This is a genomic window from Kitasatospora albolonga (assembly GCA_002082585.1).
Classification (GTDB): Bacteria; Actinomycetota; Actinomycetes; order Streptomycetales; family Streptomycetaceae; genus Streptomyces; species Streptomyces stephensoniae.
Genome location: CP020563.1, coordinates 568,460 through 591,325 on the forward strand (window position 1 = coordinate 568,460; position 22,866 = coordinate 591,325).

General features: G+C 74.5%; 13 protein-coding genes. All 13 read left to right on the top strand.

Going from position 1 to position 22,866, the window contains the following annotated elements; all coding sequences use genetic code 11:
• The first annotated feature begins 42 nt into the window (after positions 1-42).
• The 13 genes from B7C62_02420 to B7C62_02480 all read left to right on the top strand — a co-directional run bounded on the left by B7C62_02420 (position 43) and on the right by B7C62_02480 (position 22,779).
• Positions 43-1,074, top strand: coding sequence for a hypothetical protein (locus B7C62_02420; GenBank protein ARF71234.1), 1,032 nt, complete (start codon positions 43-45; stop codon positions 1,072-1,074).
• 8 nt (positions 1,075-1,082) lie between these two features.
• Entirely contained in the window at positions 1,083-2,990 is a 1,908-nt protein-coding gene (locus B7C62_02425; GenBank protein ARF71235.1) for a thioester reductase, read from the top strand.
• 77 nt (positions 2,991-3,067) lie between these two features.
• Positions 3,068-6,859, top strand: coding sequence for a hypothetical protein (locus B7C62_02430; GenBank protein ARF71236.1), 3,792 nt, complete (start codon positions 3,068-3,070; stop codon positions 6,857-6,859).
• Between the two features lie 174 nt (positions 6,860-7,033).
• The gene (locus B7C62_02435) at positions 7,034-14,227 is read left to right on the top strand and encodes a non-ribosomal peptide synthetase (protein ID ARF71237.1); all 7,194 of its coding nucleotides are present in this window, start codon (positions 7,034-7,036) and stop codon (positions 14,225-14,227) included.
• Entirely contained in the window at positions 14,224-14,439 is a 216-nt protein-coding gene (locus tag B7C62_02440) for an MbtH family protein (GenBank protein ID ARF71238.1), read from the top strand. Before B7C62_02435 ends, B7C62_02440 begins: the two co-directional genes overlap by 4 nt.
• 168 nt (positions 14,440-14,607) lie before the next feature.
• On the top strand, positions 14,608-15,021 hold the full coding sequence (locus B7C62_02445; GenBank protein ID ARF71239.1) for a methylaspartate mutase: 414 nt from the start codon (positions 14,608-14,610) through the stop codon (positions 15,019-15,021).
• Positions 15,018-16,316 (top strand): methylaspartate mutase, encoded by a 1,299-nt coding sequence (locus B7C62_02450; protein ID ARF71240.1) that lies wholly within the window; start codon positions 15,018-15,020, stop codon positions 16,314-16,316. Before B7C62_02445 ends, B7C62_02450 begins: the two co-directional genes overlap by 4 nt.
• A gap of 100 nt (positions 16,317-16,416) precedes the next feature.
• A complete protein-coding gene (locus B7C62_02455) occupies positions 16,417-17,421 on the top strand; it encodes an asparagine ligase (protein ID ARF71241.1) in 1,005 nt (334 codons plus the stop codon).
• A complete protein-coding gene (locus tag B7C62_02460) occupies positions 17,418-18,752 on the top strand; it encodes a glutamate synthase (protein ARF71242.1) in 1,335 nt (444 codons plus the stop codon). Before B7C62_02455 ends, B7C62_02460 begins: the two co-directional genes overlap by 4 nt.
• A gap of 104 nt (positions 18,753-18,856) precedes the next feature.
• Complete coding sequence (locus tag B7C62_02465) at positions 18,857-19,213, top strand: hypothetical protein (protein ID ARF71243.1); 357 nt, start codon at positions 18,857-18,859, stop codon at positions 19,211-19,213.
• A 125-nt stretch (positions 19,214-19,338) separates the two neighbouring features.
• Positions 19,339-20,628: an MFS transporter gene (locus tag B7C62_02470; protein ARF71244.1), complete on the top strand. Its 1,290-nt coding sequence runs from the start codon at positions 19,339-19,341 to the stop codon at positions 20,626-20,628.
• Positions 20,629-20,757: 129 nt separating this feature from the next.
• Positions 20,758-21,582, top strand: coding sequence for a 4-phosphopantetheinyl transferase (locus tag B7C62_02475; GenBank protein ARF76950.1), 825 nt, complete (start codon positions 20,758-20,760; stop codon positions 21,580-21,582).
• 84 nt (positions 21,583-21,666) lie between these two features.
• Positions 21,667-22,779 carry an FAD-dependent oxidoreductase gene (locus B7C62_02480; GenBank protein ARF71245.1) on the top strand — a complete coding sequence of 371 codons (1,113 nt, stop codon included), beginning with the start codon at positions 21,667-21,669 and terminating at the stop codon, positions 22,777-22,779.
• Positions 22,780-22,866: the final 87 nt, after the last annotated feature.

Sequence of the window (22,866 nt, forward strand, 5' to 3'; positions counted from 1 at the left end):
CCATCAACTTCCAGCCCATCTCCGCGAAGACGAGGAACTCCCATGACCACACTGTCCCAGCCCACCGCCACCGGCATCACCCCCGTCCGGGAGCCCGGAAAGCCGGTGGTCGTCCACACCCCGGACTTCACCGGCATGGCGGAGGCCACCGCCTGGCTCACCGCCCACCGCCCTGCCATCCAGGCCGAGTTGCACCGTTCCGGTGCGGTCCTGCTGCGCGGGCTGCCGGTCGAGGACGCGGCCACGTTCGCCGAGGCGCGTGACGTCCTCATCGCCGAGCGGGCCGGGTACAAGGAGAAGGCCACCCCGCGCACCGACTTCGGCGAGGGCGTGTTCTCCTCCACCGACCTGCCGGCCGTCCAGCCCATCCGGCTGCACAACGAGAACAGCTACACCCTGGACTTCCCCGGCGTGCTCCTGTTCGGCTGCGTCACCGCGCCCGAGACCGGCGGCGCGACCACCGTGGGCGACATGCGCAAGGCGCTCGCCCTGCTGCCGCCGGAGCTGGCGGCCCGGTTCGCGAAGGCCGGCTGGCTGCTGGAGCGCAACTACTCCGACCTGGCGGGCATGCCCTGGCGCAAGGCGTTCTCGTCCGAGGAGCCGAAGGGGGCCGAGGAGTACTGCGACGCCAACGCCATCGGCTACGAGTGGCTCGACGAGGACACCCTGCGCACCCGCCAGCTCCGCTCCGCGATCATCACCCACCCGGTGACCGGTGAGCGCTCCTGGTTCAACCACTTCGCCTTCTGGAACGCCCGCACCCTGGACGAGGACGTCCGGGAGGTGCTTGTCGAGACCTTCGGCGCGGACGGGCTGCCGTTCAACACCTACCTGGGTGACGGCACTTCCCTCACCGACGCGGAGGTGGACACGATCAACGAGGTGTACCAGGCGGTCACCGTACGGGAGACCTGGCAGCGCGGTGACGTGATGCTGGTCGACAACATCCTCTCCGCGCACGGCCGGGAGTCCTACACCGGAGCCCGCAAAATCCTCGTCGCCATGGGTGAGCCGGTTCCGCTGGCCGACTGCTCCCCGAGCACCGCCCCGTCCACCGCCCCGTACGGAGAGTGAACCCCGCCATGACCACCGTCCTTCCCGAGCGCACCGCCGACCTGCTCGTCCCGCCGCACACCGCGGGCGCCGACGACGGCACCCGTACCGCCCCGGCCGGCCACCCGGGCACCTGCTCCTGCGGCGACTGCACGACCGGCACCGGACCGGCCGACCTGATGGCCCGGCTCGCCACCGTCCCCGGCGGGCGCACCGCCGTCGTCGGCGGGGACCGGGAGCTCACCTTCGCCGAACTGCGCGCCGAAGCCGCCGCGTTCGCGGCCGGTCTGGCCGCCCGGGGGCTCGGCCGGGAGAGCCTCGTGGCACTCTGCCTGCCGCGCGGGGCCGAGCTGGCCGTGGCGATCATCGGGGCCCTCACCGCCGGGGCCGCCTATCTGCCGGTCGACCCGGCCCTGCCCGAGGAGCGCCGCCGCTATCTCGTCGAGGACTCCGGCGCCGACCTCCTGGTCGTCCCGGACGGCGCCTCCCCGGCCCGGTTCTCCGCCGCCGCCCCGGCCCTCACCCCGGCCGGGCTGACCGCTCAACAGGACGGCTCGCAGCGGGACTTCGCTCCGGAGCCGGTCTCCGCCGGGACCCTTGCCTATGTCATCTACACCTCCGGTTCCACCGGCCGGCCCAAGGGCGTGGAGATCGGCCGCGGTGCCGCCTCCCTGCTGCTGAGGGAGCTGGAGGGCGTCGGTGCCGCGACCGGTGAGGGCCGCCGGGTGGGCTGGAACGCCTCCCCGTCGTTCGACGCGTCGGTGCAGCAGTGGATACGGCTCTCCCGGGGTGACACCCTCGTGATGATCGACGAGGAGACCCGCCGGGACCCCTCGCTGCTCGCCGCCTTCGTCGACGCGCAGGCCCTCACCGACCTCGACATCACCCCCTCGCACGCCGACCCGCTGCTCGACCTGCTCAGCGCCGACGGCGGCCCCCGGCCGCTGACCCTGCTGGTGGGCGGGGAGCCGATCGGCCCGGCTCTGTGGGACCGGCTGGCGGCCGCCCATGGCTCCGGGCTGCTGCGGGCGCTCAATGTGTACGGGCCGACCGAGTGCACCGTGGACGCCACCGCCGGGTGGATCGAGGGGCCGGGCCCGGCGCACATCGGTACGGTCCTGCCGGGGCTGCGGGCGCTCCTGCTGGACGAGCGGCTCGTGCCCGTCGCCCCGGGGGAGGCCGGTGAACTGTATCTGGCGGGCCCGCGCGTGGGGCGTGGCTACCGGAGCCGTCCCGGGCTGACGGCGGAGCGCTTTGTGGCCGACCCGGCCGGGGGCCCGGGTGAGCGGATGTACCGTACGGGCGACCGTTGCCGGTTGCTGCCGGACGGCCGGTTCGGCTATCTGGGCCGCGCCGACGGCCAGGTCAAACTGCGGGGCCACCGTATCGAGCTGGCGGAGATCGAGGCCGCGCTGACCCGGGTGGACGGGGTGGCCGAGGCCGCCGTGATCCTCGGTGCGGACGCGGGCGGCACCGCTTCCCTGATCGCCTACCACCGGGGCGGTGAGGCCGGGGCGCTGCGCGCGGCGCTGGGCGCCACGCTGCCCTCGTACATGGTTCCCTCGGCGTTCGTCGCCGTGGACCGCTTCGCGACGACGCCGAGCGGGAAGCTGGACCGGTCCGCGCTGTCCACCGAGCTCCCCGCCGACCCGGCCGAGACCGGGGCGGACGCGGGGCAGGAGGCCGGGGCGGCGCTGGAGGGCCGGGCGGAGGAACTGATCGCGCGGGTCTGGGCCCAGGTGCTCGGCCGTCCCTCGATCGGGCCCGACGACAACTTCTTCAAGCTGGGCGGCCATTCGCTGCTCGCCATCAAGCTGGTCTCCCGCGTACGGGCCGAACTCGCCCTGTCCCTGCCCGTGAAGGCCGTGTACGCGCACCCGCGACTGCGTGATCTCGCCGCTCACATCGGTGAGCTCATGGCCGCCCGGGATGCCTGAACTCCGCCCGCGCGTCCGTAGTTTCCGCTGTCCGCCCGTCCCCCGCCCGCCTCCGTCGTCCACGAGGAGCAGCAACCGTGATCCCCCTCTCCTACGCCCAGCGCCGGCTGTGGTTCATGAACCGGCTGGAGGGCTCGTCCCCGGCCTACAACGCACCCGTCGTGCTCCGCTTCGACGGCGCCCCCGACCGGGGCGCCCTCGCAGCGGCGGTGCGGGACGTGGTGGAGCGGCACGAGGTGCTCCGTACGGTCTATCCGGCCAAGGACGCCGAGCCGTACCAGGACATCGTCGGTGATCCCGACGTCCGGTTCGAGGTCCAGGAGTGCGCCGCGGGTGACGTGGCCGACGCCGTCACCGCGTTCGCGCGTACCCCCGTCGACATCACTCGGGAACTCCCGCTGCGGGCGAGGCTGTTCACCGTTCCGGCGGGGCAGGACGTGCTCGTCCTGCTGATCCATCACATCGCCACCGACGGCTGGTCCGTCGGCTGCCTGCTGGCCGATCTCGACGCCGCCTACCGGGCCCGCGCCGAAGGCCGCGCCCCCGGCCGGGAGCCGCTGCCCGTCCAGTACGCGGACTACGCGCTGTGGCAGCGGGACATGCTCGGTGATCCCGAGGACCCGCAGAGCACGGCCCACGAGCAGCTCGCCCACTGGCGCGCGGCTCTGGACGGCGCACCGGCCGTGACCCGGCTGCCCGCCGACCGGCCCCGTCCGGCGGAGCCCTCCCACCGGGGGGCCACCGTCACCGGGCGTCTCGACGCGGCGGCCCACCGGGCGCTGATCCGGCTGACCCGGGCCCGCCGTGCGACGTTCTTCATGGCCGCCCGGTCGGCGCTCTGCCTGGCGCTGCGGGCGGCGGGCGCCGGACCGGACGTGGTGGTGGGCACGCCGGTCGCCGGGCGTCCCGAGGAGGATCTGCACGAGCTCGTCGGGTTCTTCGTGAACTCCCTCGCGCTGCGCGCCGATCTCTCCGGTGACCTCGATCTCGACGGGCTGCTGGACCAGGTCCGCGACACGGACCTGGCCGCCTACGCCCATGAGGACCTGCCCTTCGACCTGCTGGTGGAGCACCTCAACCCGGAGCGCTCCCTCGGCCGTCACCCCTTCTTCCAGGTGATGCTGACCGCGCAGACCGCGCAGGACACCACCGTCTCCATCGGCGGCATACCCGCCGCCCTCGACGGGGCCGACCTGGCGACCGCCAAGTTCGACCTCAGCTTCCACTGCGCCGAGACGCACCGGCCCGACGGCGATCCCGACGGTGTGCGGCTCGGACTCCAGTACGCGACGGACCTGTACGACGAGGGCACCGCGCACCTCCTGCTGAGCCTGTTCCGGCGGGCGCTGACGGCCCTCGCCGAGCAGCCCGGCGACACGCCGCTCCGCCGGATCGACCTGCTCACCAGGGGCGAGCAGCGGGAGCTCGACCGCCGTCATGAGGCCCTGACCCGGGCCGAGTCGCGGCGCGCCGCCACCCCTGGCGCGTCGCGGGACGGTGAGCGGTCCGGACCCCGGCCCGCCACCGATCCCCGCGAGGAGATCCTGCGCGGGCTGTTCGCCGAGGTCCTGGGCCGCGACGAGGTGCTGGCGTCGGACAACTTCTTCAAGCTGGGCGGGCACTCCCTGCTGGCCGGGAAGCTCAGCAACCGCGTCCGGACCGCGCTCGGTCTGCCCGCCTCCATCCGTGACGTGTTCCTCGCCCCCACGCCCGGGCAGTTGCTGCGGCGCCTCGGCGAGGGCCGTGACACCTCCGTACGGCCTGCGCTGCGGCCCGTGCCGAAGGCACTGCGGCCCGCGCGGACGCCGCTCTCCGCCGCCCAGCAACGCCTGTGGTTCGTGGGGCAGTTGCAGGGGCCGAGTGCCACGTACAACATTCCGGTGGTGACCCGGCTGCGGCGGCGGGTCGAGCCGGGCGCGTTCGCCGCCGCGCTGGCCGATGTCGCCGAACGGCACGAGGTGCTGCGCACGGTGTACCGGTCGGCGGACGGTGAGCCGTACCAGGAGGTGCTGGAGGACGTGCGGCCCGTACTGGAGCAGGTGACGACGGACGGGCCGGACGGGCTGCGGGCGGCGGTGGACGCCGCCGCCGGGTACGTCTTCGACATCGGCGCCGAAATCCCCTTCCGCGCCTGGCTGATGGAGGAGGCCGACGGGGGCCAGGTGATGGTGCTGCTGGTGCACCACATCGCCGGGGACGGCTGGTCCACCGGCTGCCTGCTCGCCGACCTGGACCGCGCCTACCGGGCCCGCGTCCAGGGGTGTGCGCCCGAACGGGGGCCGCTGCCGGTCCAGTACACCGACTACACCCTCTGGCAGCACGAGCTGCTCGACGGTGAGCATGGTGTCGCCTCTGAGCAACTCGCTTACTGGCAGAAGACCTTGGACGGGATGGGGCCGCTGCTCGCGCTGCCCACCGACCGGCCCCGGCCTGCGGAGAGCGACGGGGTGGGCGCGCTCACCGGGTTCGAGGTAAGCGCCGAGACGCACCGGGGGCTGCTGCGCGTCGCCCGCCGCAACGGCGCGACCCTGTTCATGGTGGTGCAGGCCGCCCTCGCCTCGCTGCTCACCCGGCACGGCGCGGGCACCGATGTGGCGCTGGGCACCACCGTGGCGGGCCGCGGTGACGACGCCCTGCACCCGCTCGTCGGGTTCTTCGTCAATACGCTGGTCCTGCGCACCGACACCTCCGGCGACCCCGCCTTCACCGACCTGCTGCGCCGGGTGCGGGACGCCGGGCTCGCCGCCTACAGCCACCAGGACCTGCCCTTCGACCGGCTCGTCGAGCACCTCAGCCCGCACCGCTCCGCCGCCCACGCGCCGCTGGTCCAGGTGATGGTGCAGGTGCACGCCGCCGGGGCCGCGCCCGGGGCGCCCTCCGCCCTGGACGGCGAACCGCTCCTCTTCCGCAGCACCGGGGCCAAGTCCGACCTCACCTTCGCCCTGACCGAACGGGCGGGGCCGGACGGCGGTCCGGCCGGGCTCCAGGGCGTCCTGGAGTACGCCACCGCGCTCTACGACGAGGAGACGGCCCGCCTCCTGGCCCGGCGGCTGGCCGAGACCCTCGACGCGTTCGCCGCCGCCCCGGGAGCACCGCTGTCCGGGCCGCAGTACGGTCCGGCGGCGGCCCCCGTCGGCGGGGAGGCGGTCCTCGACGGGCGGGGGCTGCCGGTGCCGGTGCGGGTGCCCGGCGAGGTGCACGTGCTCGACCCCGGCGGGGCGCCGCGTGCCACCGGGCGGTGGGCCTATCCCGGTGCCGACGGTGCGCTGCACCCCGTCGCCACGCGGACGGTGGGCGGCTATCCGGTGGAGCCGGGCCGGGTCGAGGAGGTGCTGACCGGGCACCCCGCCGTGTCCGGCGCGGCCGTCGCCGTCCGGGACGACCGGCTGGTGGCGTACGTGGTCTGCGCGCCCGGGGCGGGCGAGGCCGAGCTGCGCGGCTGGGCCTCGGAGCGGCTGCCCGAGTATCTGGCCCCGGCCCGGGTGGTGAGGGTGGCGCGGCTTCCGGAGCCGGGCGAGGAGACCGCCGAGGTGCCGGAGGAGGAGGCCCCGGCCGCCGCCGTGCCGGCCGACTGGGAGGAACGCCTGCTGGGTGTCTTCCGCGAGGTTCTCGACGGCCGCGCCATCGGGCGTACGGACAACTTCTTCAAGTCGGGCGGCCATTCGCTGCTGGCGGTGCGGCTGCTCAACCGCATCCGCGCCGAGTTCGGCCACGACCTCACACTGCGGGACGTGTTCCGCAACCCGACGGTGACGTCCCTGGCCCGGCGGCTCGCCACGGAGGACACGGACGCTCCGGCGCCTCCCGGGCGCGGCGCGTCCCCGGCGCTGCGGCGCCGCACCCGCGCGGGCACCCGCAACCGGGGCTGAGCGCCCCTCCGGGGAGGGGGAGACCGGGACCGGCAGCTCCGGGCGGCTTTCTGCCGCCCGGAGCTGCCTGGCGTACTGCCCCGTCCGGGGGCGCGGCGCCCCTAGCGTGAAGGTCACGGAGGCGAGAGGAACCGTTCGCCCCGGTCTCTCGGCCCTTTACCGGAGGAATGCAGCATGGCCCCCATCAGAACGGAAGACCTGCTCGACGGCGGACCCCCTCCCTCCCCCGCCCCGCCGGTGCTGGACCTCATCGCCCACCAGGTGCGCGTCCGCCCCGGCGCCTGCGCCCTCGTGCACGGTGACGCCCGGCTGACCTACGCCGAGCTGGCCGACGCGGTCGGCGACCGGGCCCGGGACCTCGCCGGGGCCGGTGCGGGGCCCGGCCGGCTCGTCGCCCTCCACCGGCCGCGCGGTATCGACGCGATCGTGGGCCTGCTCGCCGTGCTCAGCACCGGCGCCGCCTACCTCCCCCTCGACGTCCAGGCCCCCGACGCCCGCAACGCGGCGATCCTCAACGACAGTTGCGGGGACGCGGCGCCCGCTCCGGCGGAGGTCGCCCGGCTCGGCGAGGTCGTCCTGGCCGGTCCCGGCAGCGCCGAGGACGCCGCGTACGTCATCTACACCTCCGGGTCGACCGGCACGCCCAACGGGGTGGTTGTGGCCCACGACTCGCTCGCGCACTTCATCGCCGGGGCCATCCCCGTCTACGGCATCGGCGCCGAGGACCGGGTCCTCCAGTTCAGCCCGCTGCACTTCGACGCCAGTGTCCAGGAGGTCTTCGCGACCCTCGGGGCGGGCGGCACCCTCGTGCTGCGCACCGAGGACATGCTCGACATCGGGGAGCTGCTGGCCGGGTGCGCCCGCCACGGCATCACGGTGCTCGATCTGCCCGCCGCCTACTGGCACGAGCTCGTCCACGTCCTGTCGACGGGCTCCGCGCGGCTCCCGGAGTGCCTGCGCACCGTGATCATCTACGGTGAGGCCGCCCTGCCGGAGCGGGTCGCCCAGTGGCGCGCCCTGACCGGGGAGCGGGTCCGGCTGCTCAACGCCTACGGCCCCACCGAGACCACGGTGGTGGCCACCGTCGCCGACCTCACCCGGTACGAGGAGGGGCCCGTCCCCATCGGGCGTCCGCTGCCCGGTGTCCGGGCCGCCGTGGTGGGCGGTGAACTGCTGCTGCTGGGCGGTGGTCTGACGCGGGGTTATCTCGGCCGTCCCGAGCTGACCGCTCGCCGCTTCATCGAGCTGGACGGCGAACGGGCCTACCGCACCGGCGATCTGGTGACCATCGGGGAGGACCGCCAGATCATCTACCACGGGCGGGCCGACGACGAGGTGAAGATCGGGGGCCAGCGCATCGACCCGGCCGCCGTCGACTCCGTCCTGGCCGGCCATCCGAAGGTCCGGGAGGCGGCCGTCGTCGCCCAGCAGGACGGCGACGGGGTGAAGCGGCTCGTCGCGTTCGTGGTCACCGAGGGCGGGACCGGTGCCGAGGAGCTGCGTTCCTGGGTGCGCGAGCGGATGCCCGCCGCCGCTGTCCCGGCCGCCGTCAGCGTCGTCGTCGCGCTGCCCCGTACGAGTTCGGGAAAGATCAACCGGAAGGTGCTGCGCACCACCGACCCCCGGCTGCCGGTCGTGGACGAGGAGCCGCTGCCCGCCGAGGACCGGGTGCCGCTCTCCCACGCCCAGCGCCGCCTGTGGCTGATCGATCAGCTCGACGGCCCGTCCTCCGTGTACAACCTGCCGATCGTGCTGGAGCTGGAGACCGCGCCCGACCCCGCCGTGCTGGCCGCCGCCGTGGGTGATCTGGCCGACCGGCACGAGGCGTTGCGCACCGTGTTCCTGGCGCCCGGGGACGAGCCGTACCAGCATGTCCTGGCGCCGTCCGCGATCCGGCCGCGCACCGTCCGCTGCCCGGCCGATGAACTCCCTTACCAGGTCGCCCTGTTCACCTCCGAGACCTTCGACCTCTCGCGTGAACTCCCGCTGCGGGTGGCCCTGTTCCTGCCCGAGGACGGTCCCGGCGCGACCCTGGCCGTACTGCTGCACCATGTCGCGGGCGACGGCTGGTCGCTCACCCCGCTGCTGACCGACCTGGCCCACGCCTACCGCGCCCGGGCCGGGGGCCGCGCCCCGGAACAGGAGCCGCTGCCGGTCCAGTACGCCGACTACACCCTCTGGCAGAACGAACTGCTCGGCGGGGCGGACGACCCGGACTCCGCCGTCGCCCGGGGCCTGGAGCACTGGCGCGAGGCCCTGGGCGGACTGCCCGCCGTGACCGGGCTGCCGCTCGACCGGCCGCGTCCCGCCGTCCCGAGCCACCGGGGCGGTCTGGTGGACGTGACCCTGGAGGCCGACGTCCACGCGGAGCTGGTCCGGCTGGCCGCCGACCATGACGCCAGCCTCCTGATGGTGCTCCAGGCCGCGCTGGGGCTGGCCCTGCGCGCGGCGGGCGCGGGCGACCGGGTCGCCCTCGGCACGCCCGTGGCCGGGCGCGACGACGAGGCGCTCGACGCGCTGGTGGGCTTCTTCGTCAACACGCTCGCCCTGCCCACCGACACCTCCGGCGACCCCGCCTTCACCGAGCTGCTGGACCGGGTCCGTGACACCGATCTGGCTGCCTTCGCCCATCAGGGCATCCCCTTCGACCTGGTCGTCGAACACCTCAACCCGCCGCGCTCGCCCGGCGTCCACCCGCTGTTCCAGGTGATGCTGACCCTGACGGCGGCGGGCCCCGACGACCGCGCCTTCCGCTTCGGCCCGATCGACGGCCGCTTCGCCGCGTCCGGGCCGGCCACCACCAAGTTCGACCTCACGGCCTCGTGCGTGGAGCACCGGGACGCCGAGGGCGCGCCCGCCGGGCTGCAGCTCGGCATGGAGTACGCGCTCGACGTCCTCGACCGGGACACGGCGGGCATCCTGCTGGCGGCGCTGGAACGCGCCCTGCGCACCGCCGCCGCCCGGCCCGCCGAACGGGTCACGGACACCGCGCTGGTCACGCCCGAGGACCGCCGCGCCCTGGACGTACGCCGCGAGCGGACCGCCGCCGAGGCGGCCGCCGCCCTGAACCGGGCCGCCGTACCTGCCGCCGACGCGCCGCCCGCCGAACACGTCGGCACGCTCTGCGAGATGTTCGCCGAGGTCCTCGGACTGGACCGGGTCGGCCCGCACGAGGGGTTCTTCACCATCGGCGGCCACTCGATGAGCGGGGTGCGCCTCGCCAACCGGATACGGGCCCGGCTCGGCGCCGACATCGCCGTCCGCGACCTGCTGCTGGCGCCCACCCCCTCGGCCCTGGCCCGCCGGATCGCCGACACCGCCCCGGCGGCTGAGGGGGAGCACCGGCTCACCCCGTACGCGGACCGGCCCGAACGCGTCCCGCTCTCCTACGCGCAGCGCAGGCTCTGGTTCATCGACGCGTTCGAGGGGCCGAGCGCCACCTACAACATCCCCCTGGTCCTGCGCCCGGCCGCACCGCTCGACGCGGACGTCCTGGCCGAGGCGCTGGCCGACCTCGTGGGCCGCCACGAGGCGCTCCGCACCCGCTACCGGGCCGTGGACGGCGAACCCCACCAGGACATCCTGCCGACGGCCCGGCCCGCGCTCGACGTGCGTACCGTCCCCGCCGGAGCGCTCGCCGCCGCCGTCGCCGCGGCCACCGGACACGTCTTCGACCTGGCCGAGGAGATCCCCCTGCGGGCCACGCTGCTGGAGCCCGACGACGGCTGCGGGGGCGGGCAGGTCCTCGTCCTGCTCGTGCACCACATTGCCGCCGACGGCTGGTCCACCGGCCCGCTCCTCGCCGACCTGGCCCACGCCTGCGCCGCCCGGTCCGAGGGCCGCGCGCCCGGGTGGCGGCCGCTGCCCGTCCAGTACGCCGACTACGCCCTGTGGCAGCGGGAGTCGAGCACCGGAGAGGCGGCCAAGGCGCACCTGGCGTTCTGGGAGAAGACCCTCGCCGGAGCTCCCCCGGTGCTCGAACTCCCCGCCGCCCGCCCCCGCCCCGCCGAAGCCTCCCACCGGGGCGGGCACGCCCCCGTCACGGTCGACGCGGCGACGCACGAGGCGCTGGAAGCCCTGGCCCGCCGCAGCGGCGCCACGCTGTTCATGGTCCTCCAGGCGGCGCTGGCCGCCGTACTCACCCGGCACGGGGCGGGCACCGATCTGCCCCTGGCGACCATGACAGCGGGCCGGGACGACGAGGCGCTGAACGATCTGGTCGGCTTCTTCGTCAACACGCTGGTGCTGCGCACCGACACCTCCGGCGACCCCACCTTCGAGGAGCTCCTCGCCCGGGTCCGGGAGACCGATCTGGCCGCCTACGCGCACCAGGAACTCCCCTTCGACCGCCTGGTGGAACACCTCAACCCGGCCCGCAGCACCGCCCACCACCCGCTGACCCAGACGGTGGTGCAGCTCCACCACGACTACACCGGCGACGCTTCCGGCGCCGACGCGTTCTTCCACCCGGCCGAACCGGGCACCGGTGAAGGGCTGTCGACCAAGTTCGACCTGACCTTCGCCCTGTGGGAGCGGCAGGACGGCGACGGCGGCCGCGCCGGGCTGACCGGCGGTCTGGAGTACGCCACCGATCTCTTCGACGCCCCGACCGCGGCGCTGCTCGCCGGTCATGTCGAGCAGGTGCTGCGGACCGCCGCCACGGACCCGGCGACCCGGATCGGGAGGATCGGCCTGCTCACCCCGGCCGAGCGGTTCAGGCTCGTGGACGAGTACAACGACACCGCCACGGCGACACAGAACCCGGGCACGGTGCATGAGTTGATTGCCCGTCAGGCCACCGTGGCTCCCGACACCCCGGCGCTGATCACCGACGAGGAGACCATCGGGTACGGGGAGTTCGACGCCCGTGCCGAGGCGCTGGCCGCCCGCCTCCGGGAGGCGGGGGTGCGCCGGGGCGACACCGTGGGCGTCCTGCTGGAGCGCGGGGTGCCGCTGGTGGTGTCGGCGCTCGCCGCCCTGAAGTGCGGTGCCGCGTATCTGCCGCTGGACCCTCGGCTGCCGTCGGCCCGGATCGGGCTCATGGTGGCGGACGCGGCGGCCGTCCTGGTGGTCACGGACGAGGAAGGAGCCTCCTCCGTACCGCAGTTGGAGGGAACGGACACGGACCTGCCTGTGCTGATCGTCGGCAGCGAGGCCCCGGGGGAGGCGAGCACGGGCCCCGCCCCCGAGGACTCCGGGGCCACCGGGGACGATCTGATGTACGTGATGTTCACGTCCGGGTCCACGGGCCGCCCCAAGGGGGTCGGCGTCACCCACCGGAACGTGGCGGCGCTGGCGGCCGACCGCGACATCGCCGCCGGGGGCCCGCACCGGATGCTGGTCCACTCGGCGACCGGGTTCGACGCCTCGGTCTTCGAGATCTGGGTGCCGCTGCTCAACGGCGGCAGTGTCGTGATCATGCGCGGCGACGGTACGGACCTGGCCGAGACCGCCCGTACCGTACGCGAACACAGCGTCACCGCCGCCTACTTCACCATGGGCCTCTTCCATGTCATGGCGGACGAGGGCCTGGACACCCTGGGGCTGCTGCGCGAGGTGTGGACCGGCGGGGACACCGCGTCGCCCCGGGCCGTCCAGCGGGTCCTGGAGCACTGCCCCGACACCGTCCTGGTCCACTCGTACGGGCCGACGGAGACCACCTTCGCCTCGCACAACCAGTGGTTCACGGCCGGTCGGCGCTCCCTCGGGGCCTCCGGGGTGCACCTCGGGCAGCCGATGGACAACACCCGCAGCCATGTCCTCGACGAGGCCCTGCGGCCCGTGCCGCCGGGGGTGCCCGGGGAGCTGTACATCGCCGGTTCCCATGTGGCGCGCGGCTACACGGGCAGGCCCGAGCTGACCGCGCTGCGGTTCCTTCCCGACCCGTTCGAGGCGGACGGCAGCCGTATGTACCGTACGGGTGACCGCGTGGTGTGGACGGCCGGCGGTGAGCTGCGCTTCCTCGGGCGCACGGACGGCCAGGTCAAGCTGCGCGGCGTACGGATCGAGCCGGGCGAGGTCGAGCAGGCGCTGTCGGCGCACCCGGCGGCCGGACAGGTCCTCGCGGTGGTCCGCGAGGACACGCCGGGGCAGAAGAGGCTGGTCTGCTACGTCGTACCGCGCACCGGCGAGAGCGTCACCGAGGCGCAGCTGCTGGCCACGGCCCGGGCCGCGCTGCCCGAGCACCTCGTGCCCTCCGCGGTCGTCCTTCTCGACGCGCTGCCGCTGACCGTCAACGGCAAGCCGGACCGGGCGGCGCTGCCCGCACCGCGCCGGGACTCCGGGACGGGCGGCGGGGGGAGGCGGCCCCGCAACGCCCGCGAGGAGGTGCTGTGCGGGCTGTTCGCCGAGATCCTCGGCGTGCCCCGGGTCGGCATCGACGACAACTTCTTCACGCTGGGCGGGCATTCGCTGCTCGGCATCCGTCTGGTCAGCCGCGTCCGCTCGGTCCTGGGCATCGAACGCACCGTCCGCGACCTGTTCCGCTCCCCCACCCCCGCCGGACTGCTCGGCTCCGCCGAGGAGGGGGCGGCGGGTGCCATGGGCGTCCTGCTGCCGCTGAGCACACGGGGCGCCCGCCGCCCGCTGTTCTGCGTCCACCCGGGCACGGGGGTCGGCTGGGCCTATGCCGGTCTCGCCGGGCACCTGGGCGACGACCAGCCGCTGTACGCCCTCCAGGCGCGGGCGCTGAGCGAGCCGGGGTACCGGCCGCGCAGCGTCGAGGAGATGGCCGACGACTATCTGGAGCGCGTCCGGCAGGTCCAGCCCTGGGGCCCCTACCGGCTGCTCGGCTGGTCCTTCGGCGGGATCGTCGCCCACACGATGGCCGTCCGGCTCCGCGAGGCCGGGGAGCGGGTCGAGCTCCTCGCGCTGATGGACGTGCACCAGACGGGGCCCGGCAGCGTGTCCGTACTGCCGCCGCAGGCCGTCCCGGAGTCGGCCTCCGCGTCGGCGTCGGCATCGGCTTCGGCGCCGACCGGGGACATCGCGAGCGCGGACACGGCAGGCGCGGACATCGCTGCCGAGGTGGAGCGCATCCGCCGCGAGGACCCCGTCCTCGGCGGGTTCAGCTCCGCCGAGATCCGGGGCGTGCTCGCCGCCTCCGAGACGCACGCCGCTCTCATGGCCCGGCATGTTCCGGGGGTGGCCGACACCGGAGCCGTATTCTTCACCGCCCGCAGAACAGGGGAGGCGGAGGGCGCCCTCGCCGCCACCTGGATTCCTTTTCTGGAAGGAATCATCGAGAACCACACCGTGGAATCCGGCCATCTCAAAATGGCCGGGCAAGAGCCTCTTTCACACATCGGAAGAGTCATTTCCGAGAAACTCTCCGCCCTGCAGGAAAACGAACTGAGGAGCCAGTCATGAGTAACACCGTCAACCCCTTCGACGACACCGAGGGCATCTTCCACGTGGTCGTGAACGACGAGGGCCAGCACGCGCTGTGGCCCGAGTTCGCCGACATCCCCGCAGGCTGGAGCAGCGTCTGGGGAGCCGGCAGCCGCGCCGACGCCCTCGACTACATCACCGCGAACTGGACGGACATCCGCCCGCGGAGCCTGGTCGCCCAGTACTCCTGAAACACCTGGGGAAGAATCACGGAAAGGGCCGTGACCCGCGCATGAATGCGCGGGTCACGGCCCTTTCTGCTACCCCTGGCACATGCAGAAACTGCCGCTTCCTGCTGCCGCCGCTACTTCCCCTCCGACTTCCCCTCGGGGAATCATCAGGCCCCTATTCTCAAAGGCATGAAGATACTCCTGAGCGGTACCGCTTCGGATTCACACACCTGGAATCTCGTGTACCTCGGGCTCTTTCTGGAGGAGCTGGGGCACGAGGTCACCAACCTGGGGCCCTGTGTGACCCCCGAGCTGCTGGTGGCCTCCTGCCGCCGGCACTCCCCCGACCTGGTGGTGCTCAGCAGTGTCAACGGCCACGGCTACCGCGACGGCCTCGCCGCCGTCGAGCGGCTGCGCGCGGAGCCCGCGACGGCCGCGCTGCCCGTGGTGATCGGCGGCAAGCTCGGCGTGGCCGGCTGCCGCCAGGAGGCCGACGTCACCGCACTGCTGCGGGCAGGCTGCGACGCGGTCTTCGGCGACGGCGACCTCGACGCCCTGCGCGAGTTCCTGGCCGCGCGCGACCGCGACCGGGTGGCGACGTGAGCACCGCCCCGCCGCCCTTCGGGGCCTTCGTCGCGGCGGGCGCCTCGGTCGGCCGCCTCGTCGTCCAGCCCCGCATGGGGTTCAGCGACCCCGGCGCGATGCGGGACGGACTGACCCGGACCAAGGCCGCCACCGCCACCACCGTCGGCACCCTGACCATCGACAGCTACACCCGGGTGGGCGATCTGACGGCGGCCCGGGACGCCGTCGCCGAGGGCGCCCGGCTCAACGGCTACCCGATCGCCACCCACCCGCGGGCCGTCACCCGGTCCCTGCTCGACGCGGTGATGGACGACGGCTTCCCCGTACAGGTACGCCACGGCTCCTCCCGGCCGGAGGCCATCATCCGCGCCCTCACGGCGGCGGGCCTGGACGCCACCGAGGGCGGCCCGGTCTCCTACTGCCTGCCCTACGGACGCACCCCGCTGCGGGAGTCCGTCGCGTCCTGGGCGCGCGGCTGCGAGCTGCTCGCCGACGGCGCCCGCCCCGGCGGCGTACCGCACCTGGAGAGCTTCGGCGGCTGCCTGCTCGGGCAGCTCTGCCCGCCGGGGCTGCTCGTCGCCATGAGCGTGCTGGAGTGCGTGTTCTTCGCCCGGTACGGCCTGCGCAGCGTCTCCCTGAGCTACGCCCAGCAGACCGACCGGGCCCAGGACGAGGAGGCGGTACGCGCGCTGCGGCGGCTGGCCGGGGAGTTCCTCCCGGCGGGCGTCGACCACCATGTGGTGCTCTACACCTATATGGGCGTCTACCCCCGCACCGAGCAGGGCGCGACCCGGCTGCTGGAGTCGTCCGCCCGGCTCGCGGTACGGGCCGGGGCGCAGCGGCTGCTCGTCAAGACGACGGCCGAGGCCCTCCGCATCCCCACCGTCGAGGAGAACGTCCGGGCGCTGGAGACGGCGGCCGCGGCGGCCGCGCTCGCCGGGAGCCCGCCGTCCCCGGGAGAGGGTCCGGGGGCAGGGCCGGGGGCGGACGCCGACAGCGAGGTGTACCAGGAGGCCCGCACGCTGGTCGAGACCGTCCTCGGCCTCCACACCGATCCGTCCCGCGCGCTGCTCATGGCGTTCGAACGCGGCCTGCTGGACGTCCCGTTCTGCCTCCACCCCGACAACGCGGGCCGCTCCCGCAGCTTCATCGACCCCGCAGGCCGGCTCCGGTGGTCGCGTACCGGGTCGATGCCGATCCGTCCGGACGCGGGGGCCGACGCCACCGAGCTCACCGCGTCCGGCCTGCTCACCGCCCTCAACCATGTCGCCGAACGCTACGACCGGGCAGCGGCGCCCCAGCCCGTCGGCTGACCCCCGCCCACCACTGCCATCGCCATCGCCATCGCCATCGCCATCACCAACTCCCCACGTCCCCCGGATGCTTCGGGACACACCGAACAGGAGACCTGCCATGGACCAGACCCCGCGAACCGGCGGAGCGACCACCCCGCCCCCGCTCGGCGAACACCTCCGCTCGCCGCAGCTGCGCGCCGCCATGCTCGTCCAGCAGGAGGCCCTGCACGCGGCCAGGGACTATCTGCGCGGCGAGGGCTTCGTGGAGCTGCTGCCGCCGCTCGTCGGCCCGGTCACCGACCCCGGCGGCCGGGGCGCCAAGGCCCTGGACGTCGACTACTACGGCCACTCCTACAAGTTGATGACCAGCGCCATCCTCTACAAGCAGGCGTCGCTGCGCGGCTTCCCCCGGCTCTTCTACATCGCCCCGAACGTCCGGGTCGAGCCCGAGGAGACCGCCACCACCGGACGCCACCTGGTGGAGTTCCACCAGATCGACGTGGAGATCGCCGAGGCGAGCCGTGAGGAGGCGCAGGAGATCGCCGCCGGACTCCTCACCCATGTCACCGAGCAGGTGTTCACGGCGATCCCCGGCGTCCTGGCCGAACTCGGCCGCGACGAGGCAGGCTTCGCCGACGTACGGAGCGGGAAGTACGACGTGTGCACCCACCACGAGGCGGTCACCCGGCTGCTGGCCTCCGGCCACCCGCAGAACCCCGACGGCGAGATCGACTGGGCCGGTGAGCGGCTCCTCTCCCTGGAGAGCGACCGGCCGTTCTTCATCAACGACTACCCCAAGGGCTCCCGCGGCTTCTACGACCGGGAGGACCCCGAAAACCCCGGCGTGCTGCGCAACTTCGACCTGATCGCCCCGCACGGCTACGGCGAGATCGTCTCCGGCAGCGAGCGGGAGTCCGACTACGCGACCATCGTCACGCGGATGCGGGAGAGCGGCGAGAACCCCGCGAAGTACGCCTGGTACCTGAAGGAGGCCCGTGAGGGCATCCCCGCCAGCGCCGGTTTCGGCATGGGCCTCCAGCGCCTCGTCCGCTTCCTCACCGGCCTCGACGCCGTATGGCAGGTCAGCGCCTACCCGAAGCTCCCCGGGGTGATGGCCCCGTGAGCGCCCTCGCCGCACCGGGCTTCCCCGAGGCCCTGATCCGCGCCCGGGCCCGCAACGGGACCGCCGAGGTGTTCCCCGCCCCGGACGCGTACGGGAGGGAACTCTTCGGCCCTGAGGCGTACGGGACGGGTTCGGGCTCCGAGCACGCCCCCGGCACCGGCCCCCACTCCCTGGGCTCCGGCCCCGGCGACAGCCTCGACCGTGCCCGGATCGTCCCGCCGGTCTTCACCCCCGAACGCCTCGAGAAGCTCATCGACCTCGCCCGCGAACCGGAGTTCACGGACGTCGACCTGACCACCCGGATCGGCGGCTTCGCCTCGCGGCTCCCGCTGTACCTGTCCGCCTTCGGCTCCACCCGGGCAGGCAGCGGCGACCTGGCCCTGCACGCCACCCGGCAGGCCGCCCGGCTCGGCATCCCCATGGTGATCGGGGAGAACATGATCCCCGTCCACGGCTACCGCCGGGCCGGTGACGCCGGACGCTCCGCGCTCCTCGGCCGCATCGGGGCCTATCTCGACGCCGTGCCCGACGGAGTCGGCGGCATCGTCGTCCAGCAGTCCACCGAGGACGCCGACTCCGAGGTCTGGAACCTCCTCTACAGCGACCCCGCCCTGCGCCCGCTCCTGGAGACCGGCCGCCTCGCCTTCGAGCTGAAGACGGGCCAGGGCGCCAAGCCGGGGCTGGGCGGGATGACCGTCGTCGGCGGTGCCGAGGCCGAGCAGCTCGCCCGGCGCTTCACCGTGCGCAAGGTCTTCGACGAGCCGGGCGAGAGGCAGCTGCGCTGCGCCACCCCCGGCACGTTCACGGACGAGATCCTCCGCCAGCAGCTGCGCTTCATGCGGAACAACTTCCCCCGGGCCGGTACCTGGGTGAAGTTCCACCCCGGCCGCGACATCGCGGACGCCGCGCGGACCGCCTGGGCCGCCGGTGCCGAGGCGGTGACCGTGGACGGCGCGGAGGGCGGCACGGGCTACGCGCCCCGGGTCTTCCTGGGCCAGGTCGGCCTGCCGCTCGCCGAATGCCTGCGCCGCATCGGCCGCCCCGACGGCTGCCTGCTCGCCAGCGGCGGTATGTGGGAGGGCGGACGCGCGCTGCGCGCCCTGGCCCTCGGCGCCGGTGCCGTCGGGCTGGGCCGCGCCGCCCTGATCGCCGTGGACGAGGACCCCGAACACGGCCTGGAGCGCCTCGTCGACGCCCTCGCCCTCGAACTGCGCCTGCTCATCAGCGCCCTCGGCAAGTACGGCGTCACCGCCGTCGGCCCCGAGGACCTCTGGTGGCCGGACGCACCGGAGCACCGGTCGGTGCCCGATCCGCTGGGAGCGGTGCGGTGAGCGCGGGCCGCCGAGGGGGCCGTACGGTATCCGCCGCCCGCCGGGGAAGCCGTACCGCGTCCGCTGCTCGTACGGTATCCGCCGCTCGCCGGGGAAACCGTACGGTGGCCGCCGGGCGGCGCCCTCCCGGGGGGCGCGCCCCGGCCGCCCGCAGCCGTCACCTCGCGAACTGCACCGTCCACGCCCGTTTCGCCCTCTCCGAGATCCCCCGGATCAGCGTGGCCACCGCCCCCGACGAGGGCTCCGCGACCGTGGCCCGGGCCGCCGCCGTACGGGCCCTCGCCGAGGCCGGGCGCGGCTACCTCGGCGGCCGCGTCGACGTGCGCACCTACGGCGGGCCCGCCCGCCCGCGCTCGGTGCGCCGGGCAGCCGACCGCGCGGTGGCCCTCGCCGTCGCGGCGAGCCTGCGCGGTGACATGACCGGCGTACGGGTCCGGGTCCGGGTGCGCCCGCTCGCCTGACCGACCCCGCCTGCCGCAGGCCACGCAGCCCTCAGACCCGCAGAAACCGCCGTACCGCCACCGCGACCCCGCCCTGCCCCACCCGCCCTGTCCCGCCCCGACCGACTCCGCAGAAGGCCGACCCCATGGAACCGAGCTCCACCACCAGCACACCGGCCGACGCCGGTCCCGGCGTCGACTGGCCCCGTATCAACAGCCTCGTCGTGGGCCAGGCCGCCGTCCAGGCAGGAAGTTTCGCCCTGCTCATCGCCATGAGCTGGACCGCGATCCAGCTCGGCGGGCACGGCGCCGTCACCTTCGTCATCCTCGCCTCCACGCTTCCGCGCGCCCTGATGCTCCTGTTCGGCGGGGCCCTCACCGACGCGCTGGGCCCCCGTGTCCTGCTGCTGCGCGCGACCTCCACCCGGATCGCCGTCCTGGCCGCCGGGGCCGTGGTCACCGCGACCACGGACGCGCTGTGGCCGCTGATCGCCATCGCCGTCGTCGAGGGGTCGCTCCTCGGACTCACCGGACCGGCCTCCGGGGTCCTGCTGACCCGTCTCGCCCCCGACGAACACCTCGGCCGCGCCAACTCCCTCTTCTCGATGGTGCTGCGCCTGGCGCCGATCGCGGGAACCCCGCTCGGGGCGTGGCTCGTCACCGTCGGCGGGCTGTCGGGGGTCATGGTGCTGGCCGCCGTCGGCTGTGCCGTCTGGCTGGTCTGCGCCGCCCACGTCACCCACCGGATGGCACGCCCCGAACGCCGGGCGTCCGGGCCCTCCGTCCTGCGCCGGTCCGGCGACGGTTTCCGGCTCCTGGCCGCCCACCCGCGCCTGCTGTGGATGTTCGTCGCCTGCTTCTGCCTGGACCTGGCGTTCGCGTGGCCGGCCGAGGTGGCCCTGCCGCTCCAGGCGTCCGGCAAGGGCTGGGGGGTCGGCGCGGTGGCCCTGGTGCTCGCCGCCTTCAGCGCGGGGGCCCTGGCGTCGGCAGCGGCCGGTGCGGCCCTGGCCCACCGCATCCCGGTCTTCCTCAAGCTGGTGGTGACGGGCACCGGGCTCGCCGCCGGTATGGCCGCGATGGCGCTCATGCCCTCACCCGGCACGCTCGCCGGGGTGGCCTGTGCCGTCGGCGTCTTCTCCGGCCTCAACGGACCCGCTCTCGTGACGGCCTATCAGCAGGCCGTCCCCGAGGGCCGGATGGGCGCGGCGATGTCCGTCCTGAGCCTGGCCACCATCGGCGCGGCCCCGCTGTCCCTCGCCCTGTTCAGCGCCGTCTCCCTGTACCTCGGGGTGACGGGGACCTGGCTGCTCTGCGCGGCGATCGCGTTCCTCTCCCCGCTCGCGGCGGCCATGGCGCTGCGGACCCCGCCGGGGAAGACGGCGGAACCCCGGACGGAGGCCCGTCCCGTACCCGACACGACCACCACTCCCGTATGAGGCCGACATGCCCCCTGTCATGACCCCTGTGAGGCAGACATGACCCCACCCCTGGCATCCCGCATGCCCCCGCCGCCGACGTCCCGCTCCCGGCCCGGCTCCGCGACGGACGGCTCCCCGTCCGGCTCCATGACGGGTGGTACCCGGCCCCCCGGCTCCACGGCGTCCGGCCCCCTGTCCGGCTCCGCGGCGGACGGTACCCGGCCCCCCGGTTCCGCGGCGGGCGGCATCCTGTTCCCCGATCCCCTCCCGCCCCTGACGTCGGCCCTGCCCCGGCAGCCCCCGCCCACCCCGGCCCGTCCGCACCTGTGGCTCGTCACCACGGCCGTCCACCAGGAGACCGTCACCCGCTACGCCCCCCTCGTCCTCGACCCGGCCGAGCTCGCCCGCGCCGAGGAGTTCCGCCGCCCCGGCGACCGGGCCACCTACATGTGCGCCCACGTGGGACTGCGCCGCCTGCTCGCCGCACACCTGGGCATCGCCCCCCGGGCCGTGTCGGTGGCCCGGGCCCCCTGCCCCTGCTGCGGGGAGCCGCACGGGCGCCCGGTGCTCCCGGACGGGCGGCTGCACTTCTCGCTCTCCCACTGCGAGGGGCTGAGCCTGATCGCGGTCGCCGCCACCCCGGTCGGCGTGGACGTCGAGCCGGTGCCCCCGCCGCAGACCGTCGCGGAGGCCGCCGATGTCCTCCACCCGGCCGAGTCGGCCGAACTCGCGGCGCTGGCCCCCGGTCCGGGTGCCGCCGCCTTCGCCCGCGTATGGACCAGGAAGGAGGCGTACCTGAAGGGGACCGGCGTCGGCCTGGGCGCGGACCCGGCGGCCGAGTACGTGGGCTCCGGGCCGGTGCCGACCGACCCGGCCGGCTGGCTGCTGGCCGATGTGGCGGTCCCCGCCGGCCACCGCGCGGCCGTGGCGGTGCGGATGGTGAGGGGGGCTTCCCCGCCGAAGCCTCCCTGAGACCCCTGAGGCGTCTTCTCCTCGCCCTGTGCCGGTACCGTCCAGCTACCGGCGCCCGGTCCGGCACAGGAAAGGAACACGCTCATGGCTCTTCGCGTTCTCGTCGTCGGCGGCGGGCTGATGGGGGCGGCTGCCGCCTGGCGCCTCTCGGCGCGCGGTCACCGGGTCACCGTGCTGGAACGTTTCGGTCCGGGGCACGACCGGGGCAGCTCGTACGGCACCTCCCGGATCTTCCGGCTGGCGTACGCGGAGCCCTCGTACACGGAGCTGGCGCTCCGGGCGCTGCCCCTGTGGCGGCGGCTGGAGGAGGAGAGCGGGCAGCCGGTCCTGACGCTCACCGGGGCCGTCGACCACGGTTCGCCCCGGGCGCTGGACCGGCTGGCCGAGGTGCTCGGCGCGGCGGGCCGGTCCGCGCGGCGGCTGTCGCCCGGGGAGGTGGCCGACCGGTGGCCGGGGCTCCGGGCCGACACGGCCGCGCTGTACCACCCGGACGCCGGCCGGGTGCACGCGGACGACGCCGTGTCCGCGCTGCTGAAGGCGGCCGGGCAGCGGGGCGCCGAGGTACGGCACGGGGTGCGCGTGACGGAGATCCGGCGTTGCGGACGTACCGGGGACGGGGTCACCGTACTCACGGACGCCGACGAGGCGTTGACGGCGGACGCGGTCGTGGTCGCCGTGGGCGGGTGGGCGCCCGGTTTCCTGCCGGCCGTGGTGAGCGGTCTGCCGCCGATGCGGGTCACCCAGGAGCAGCCGGTGCACTTCCCGGTCCCGGACGCGCTGGAGTGGCCGTCGTTCATCCACCACCCGGGGGCCGGTTTCCGGCTGCCGGGCGGTGTGTACGGGCTGGGCAGCGTCGACGGCGTCAAGATCGGCCTGCACGGTGTCGGGCCGGTCGTGGACCCCGACCACCGCGACCGTACGCCGGACCCGGCGGTCACCGAACGCCTCCGCGCCTACGCCGAGGAGTGGCTGCCCGGGGCGGCGGGCACCGAGCCGACCCCCCTGACCTGCCTCTACACCACCACGCCCGACGAGGACTTCGTCATCGACCGGCAGGGGCCGGTCACCGTGCTGGCGGGCTTCTCCGGGCACGGGTTCAAGTTCGGCCCGGCCATCGGCGACCTGGCCGCCGACCTGGTCGAGGGCGGACCGGGTCTCCCCCGGTTCGCCCTCGGCCGGACGGCCCCCGCACGCTGAAGCCGCTCAGGACCGGAGCAATCAGGTCCTAGTCGGCCCGGGAGTCCTCCTCCGGAGGACGGCGTACCTCCTCGCGGTCCTTCTCCA

Bases quoted from the DNA above. Each gene is read 5' to 3' on its own strand.
- B7C62_02420 (ARF71234.1), top strand. From the start codon at position 43: ATGACCACACTGTCCCAGCCCACCGCCACCGGCATCACCCCCGTCCGG.
- B7C62_02425 (ARF71235.1), top strand. From the start codon at position 1,083: ATGACCACCGTCCTTCCCGAGCGCACCGCCGACCTGCTCGTCCCGCCG.
- B7C62_02435 (ARF71237.1), top strand. From the start codon at position 7,034: ATGGCCCCCATCAGAACGGAAGACCTGCTCGACGGCGGACCCCCTCCC.
- B7C62_02440 (ARF71238.1), top strand. From the start codon at position 14,224: ATGAGTAACACCGTCAACCCCTTCGACGACACCGAGGGCATCTTCCAC.
- B7C62_02445 (ARF71239.1), top strand. From the start codon at position 14,608: ATGAAGATACTCCTGAGCGGTACCGCTTCGGATTCACACACCTGGAAT.
- B7C62_02455 (ARF71241.1), top strand. From the start codon at position 16,417: ATGGACCAGACCCCGCGAACCGGCGGAGCGACCACCCCGCCCCCGCTC.
- B7C62_02470 (ARF71244.1), top strand. From the start codon at position 19,339: ATGGAACCGAGCTCCACCACCAGCACACCGGCCGACGCCGGTCCCGGC.
- B7C62_02475 (ARF76950.1), top strand. From the start codon at position 20,758: ATGACGGGTGGTACCCGGCCCCCCGGCTCCACGGCGTCCGGCCCCCTG.
- B7C62_02480 (ARF71245.1), top strand. From the start codon at position 21,667: ATGGCTCTTCGCGTTCTCGTCGTCGGCGGCGGGCTGATGGGGGCGGCT.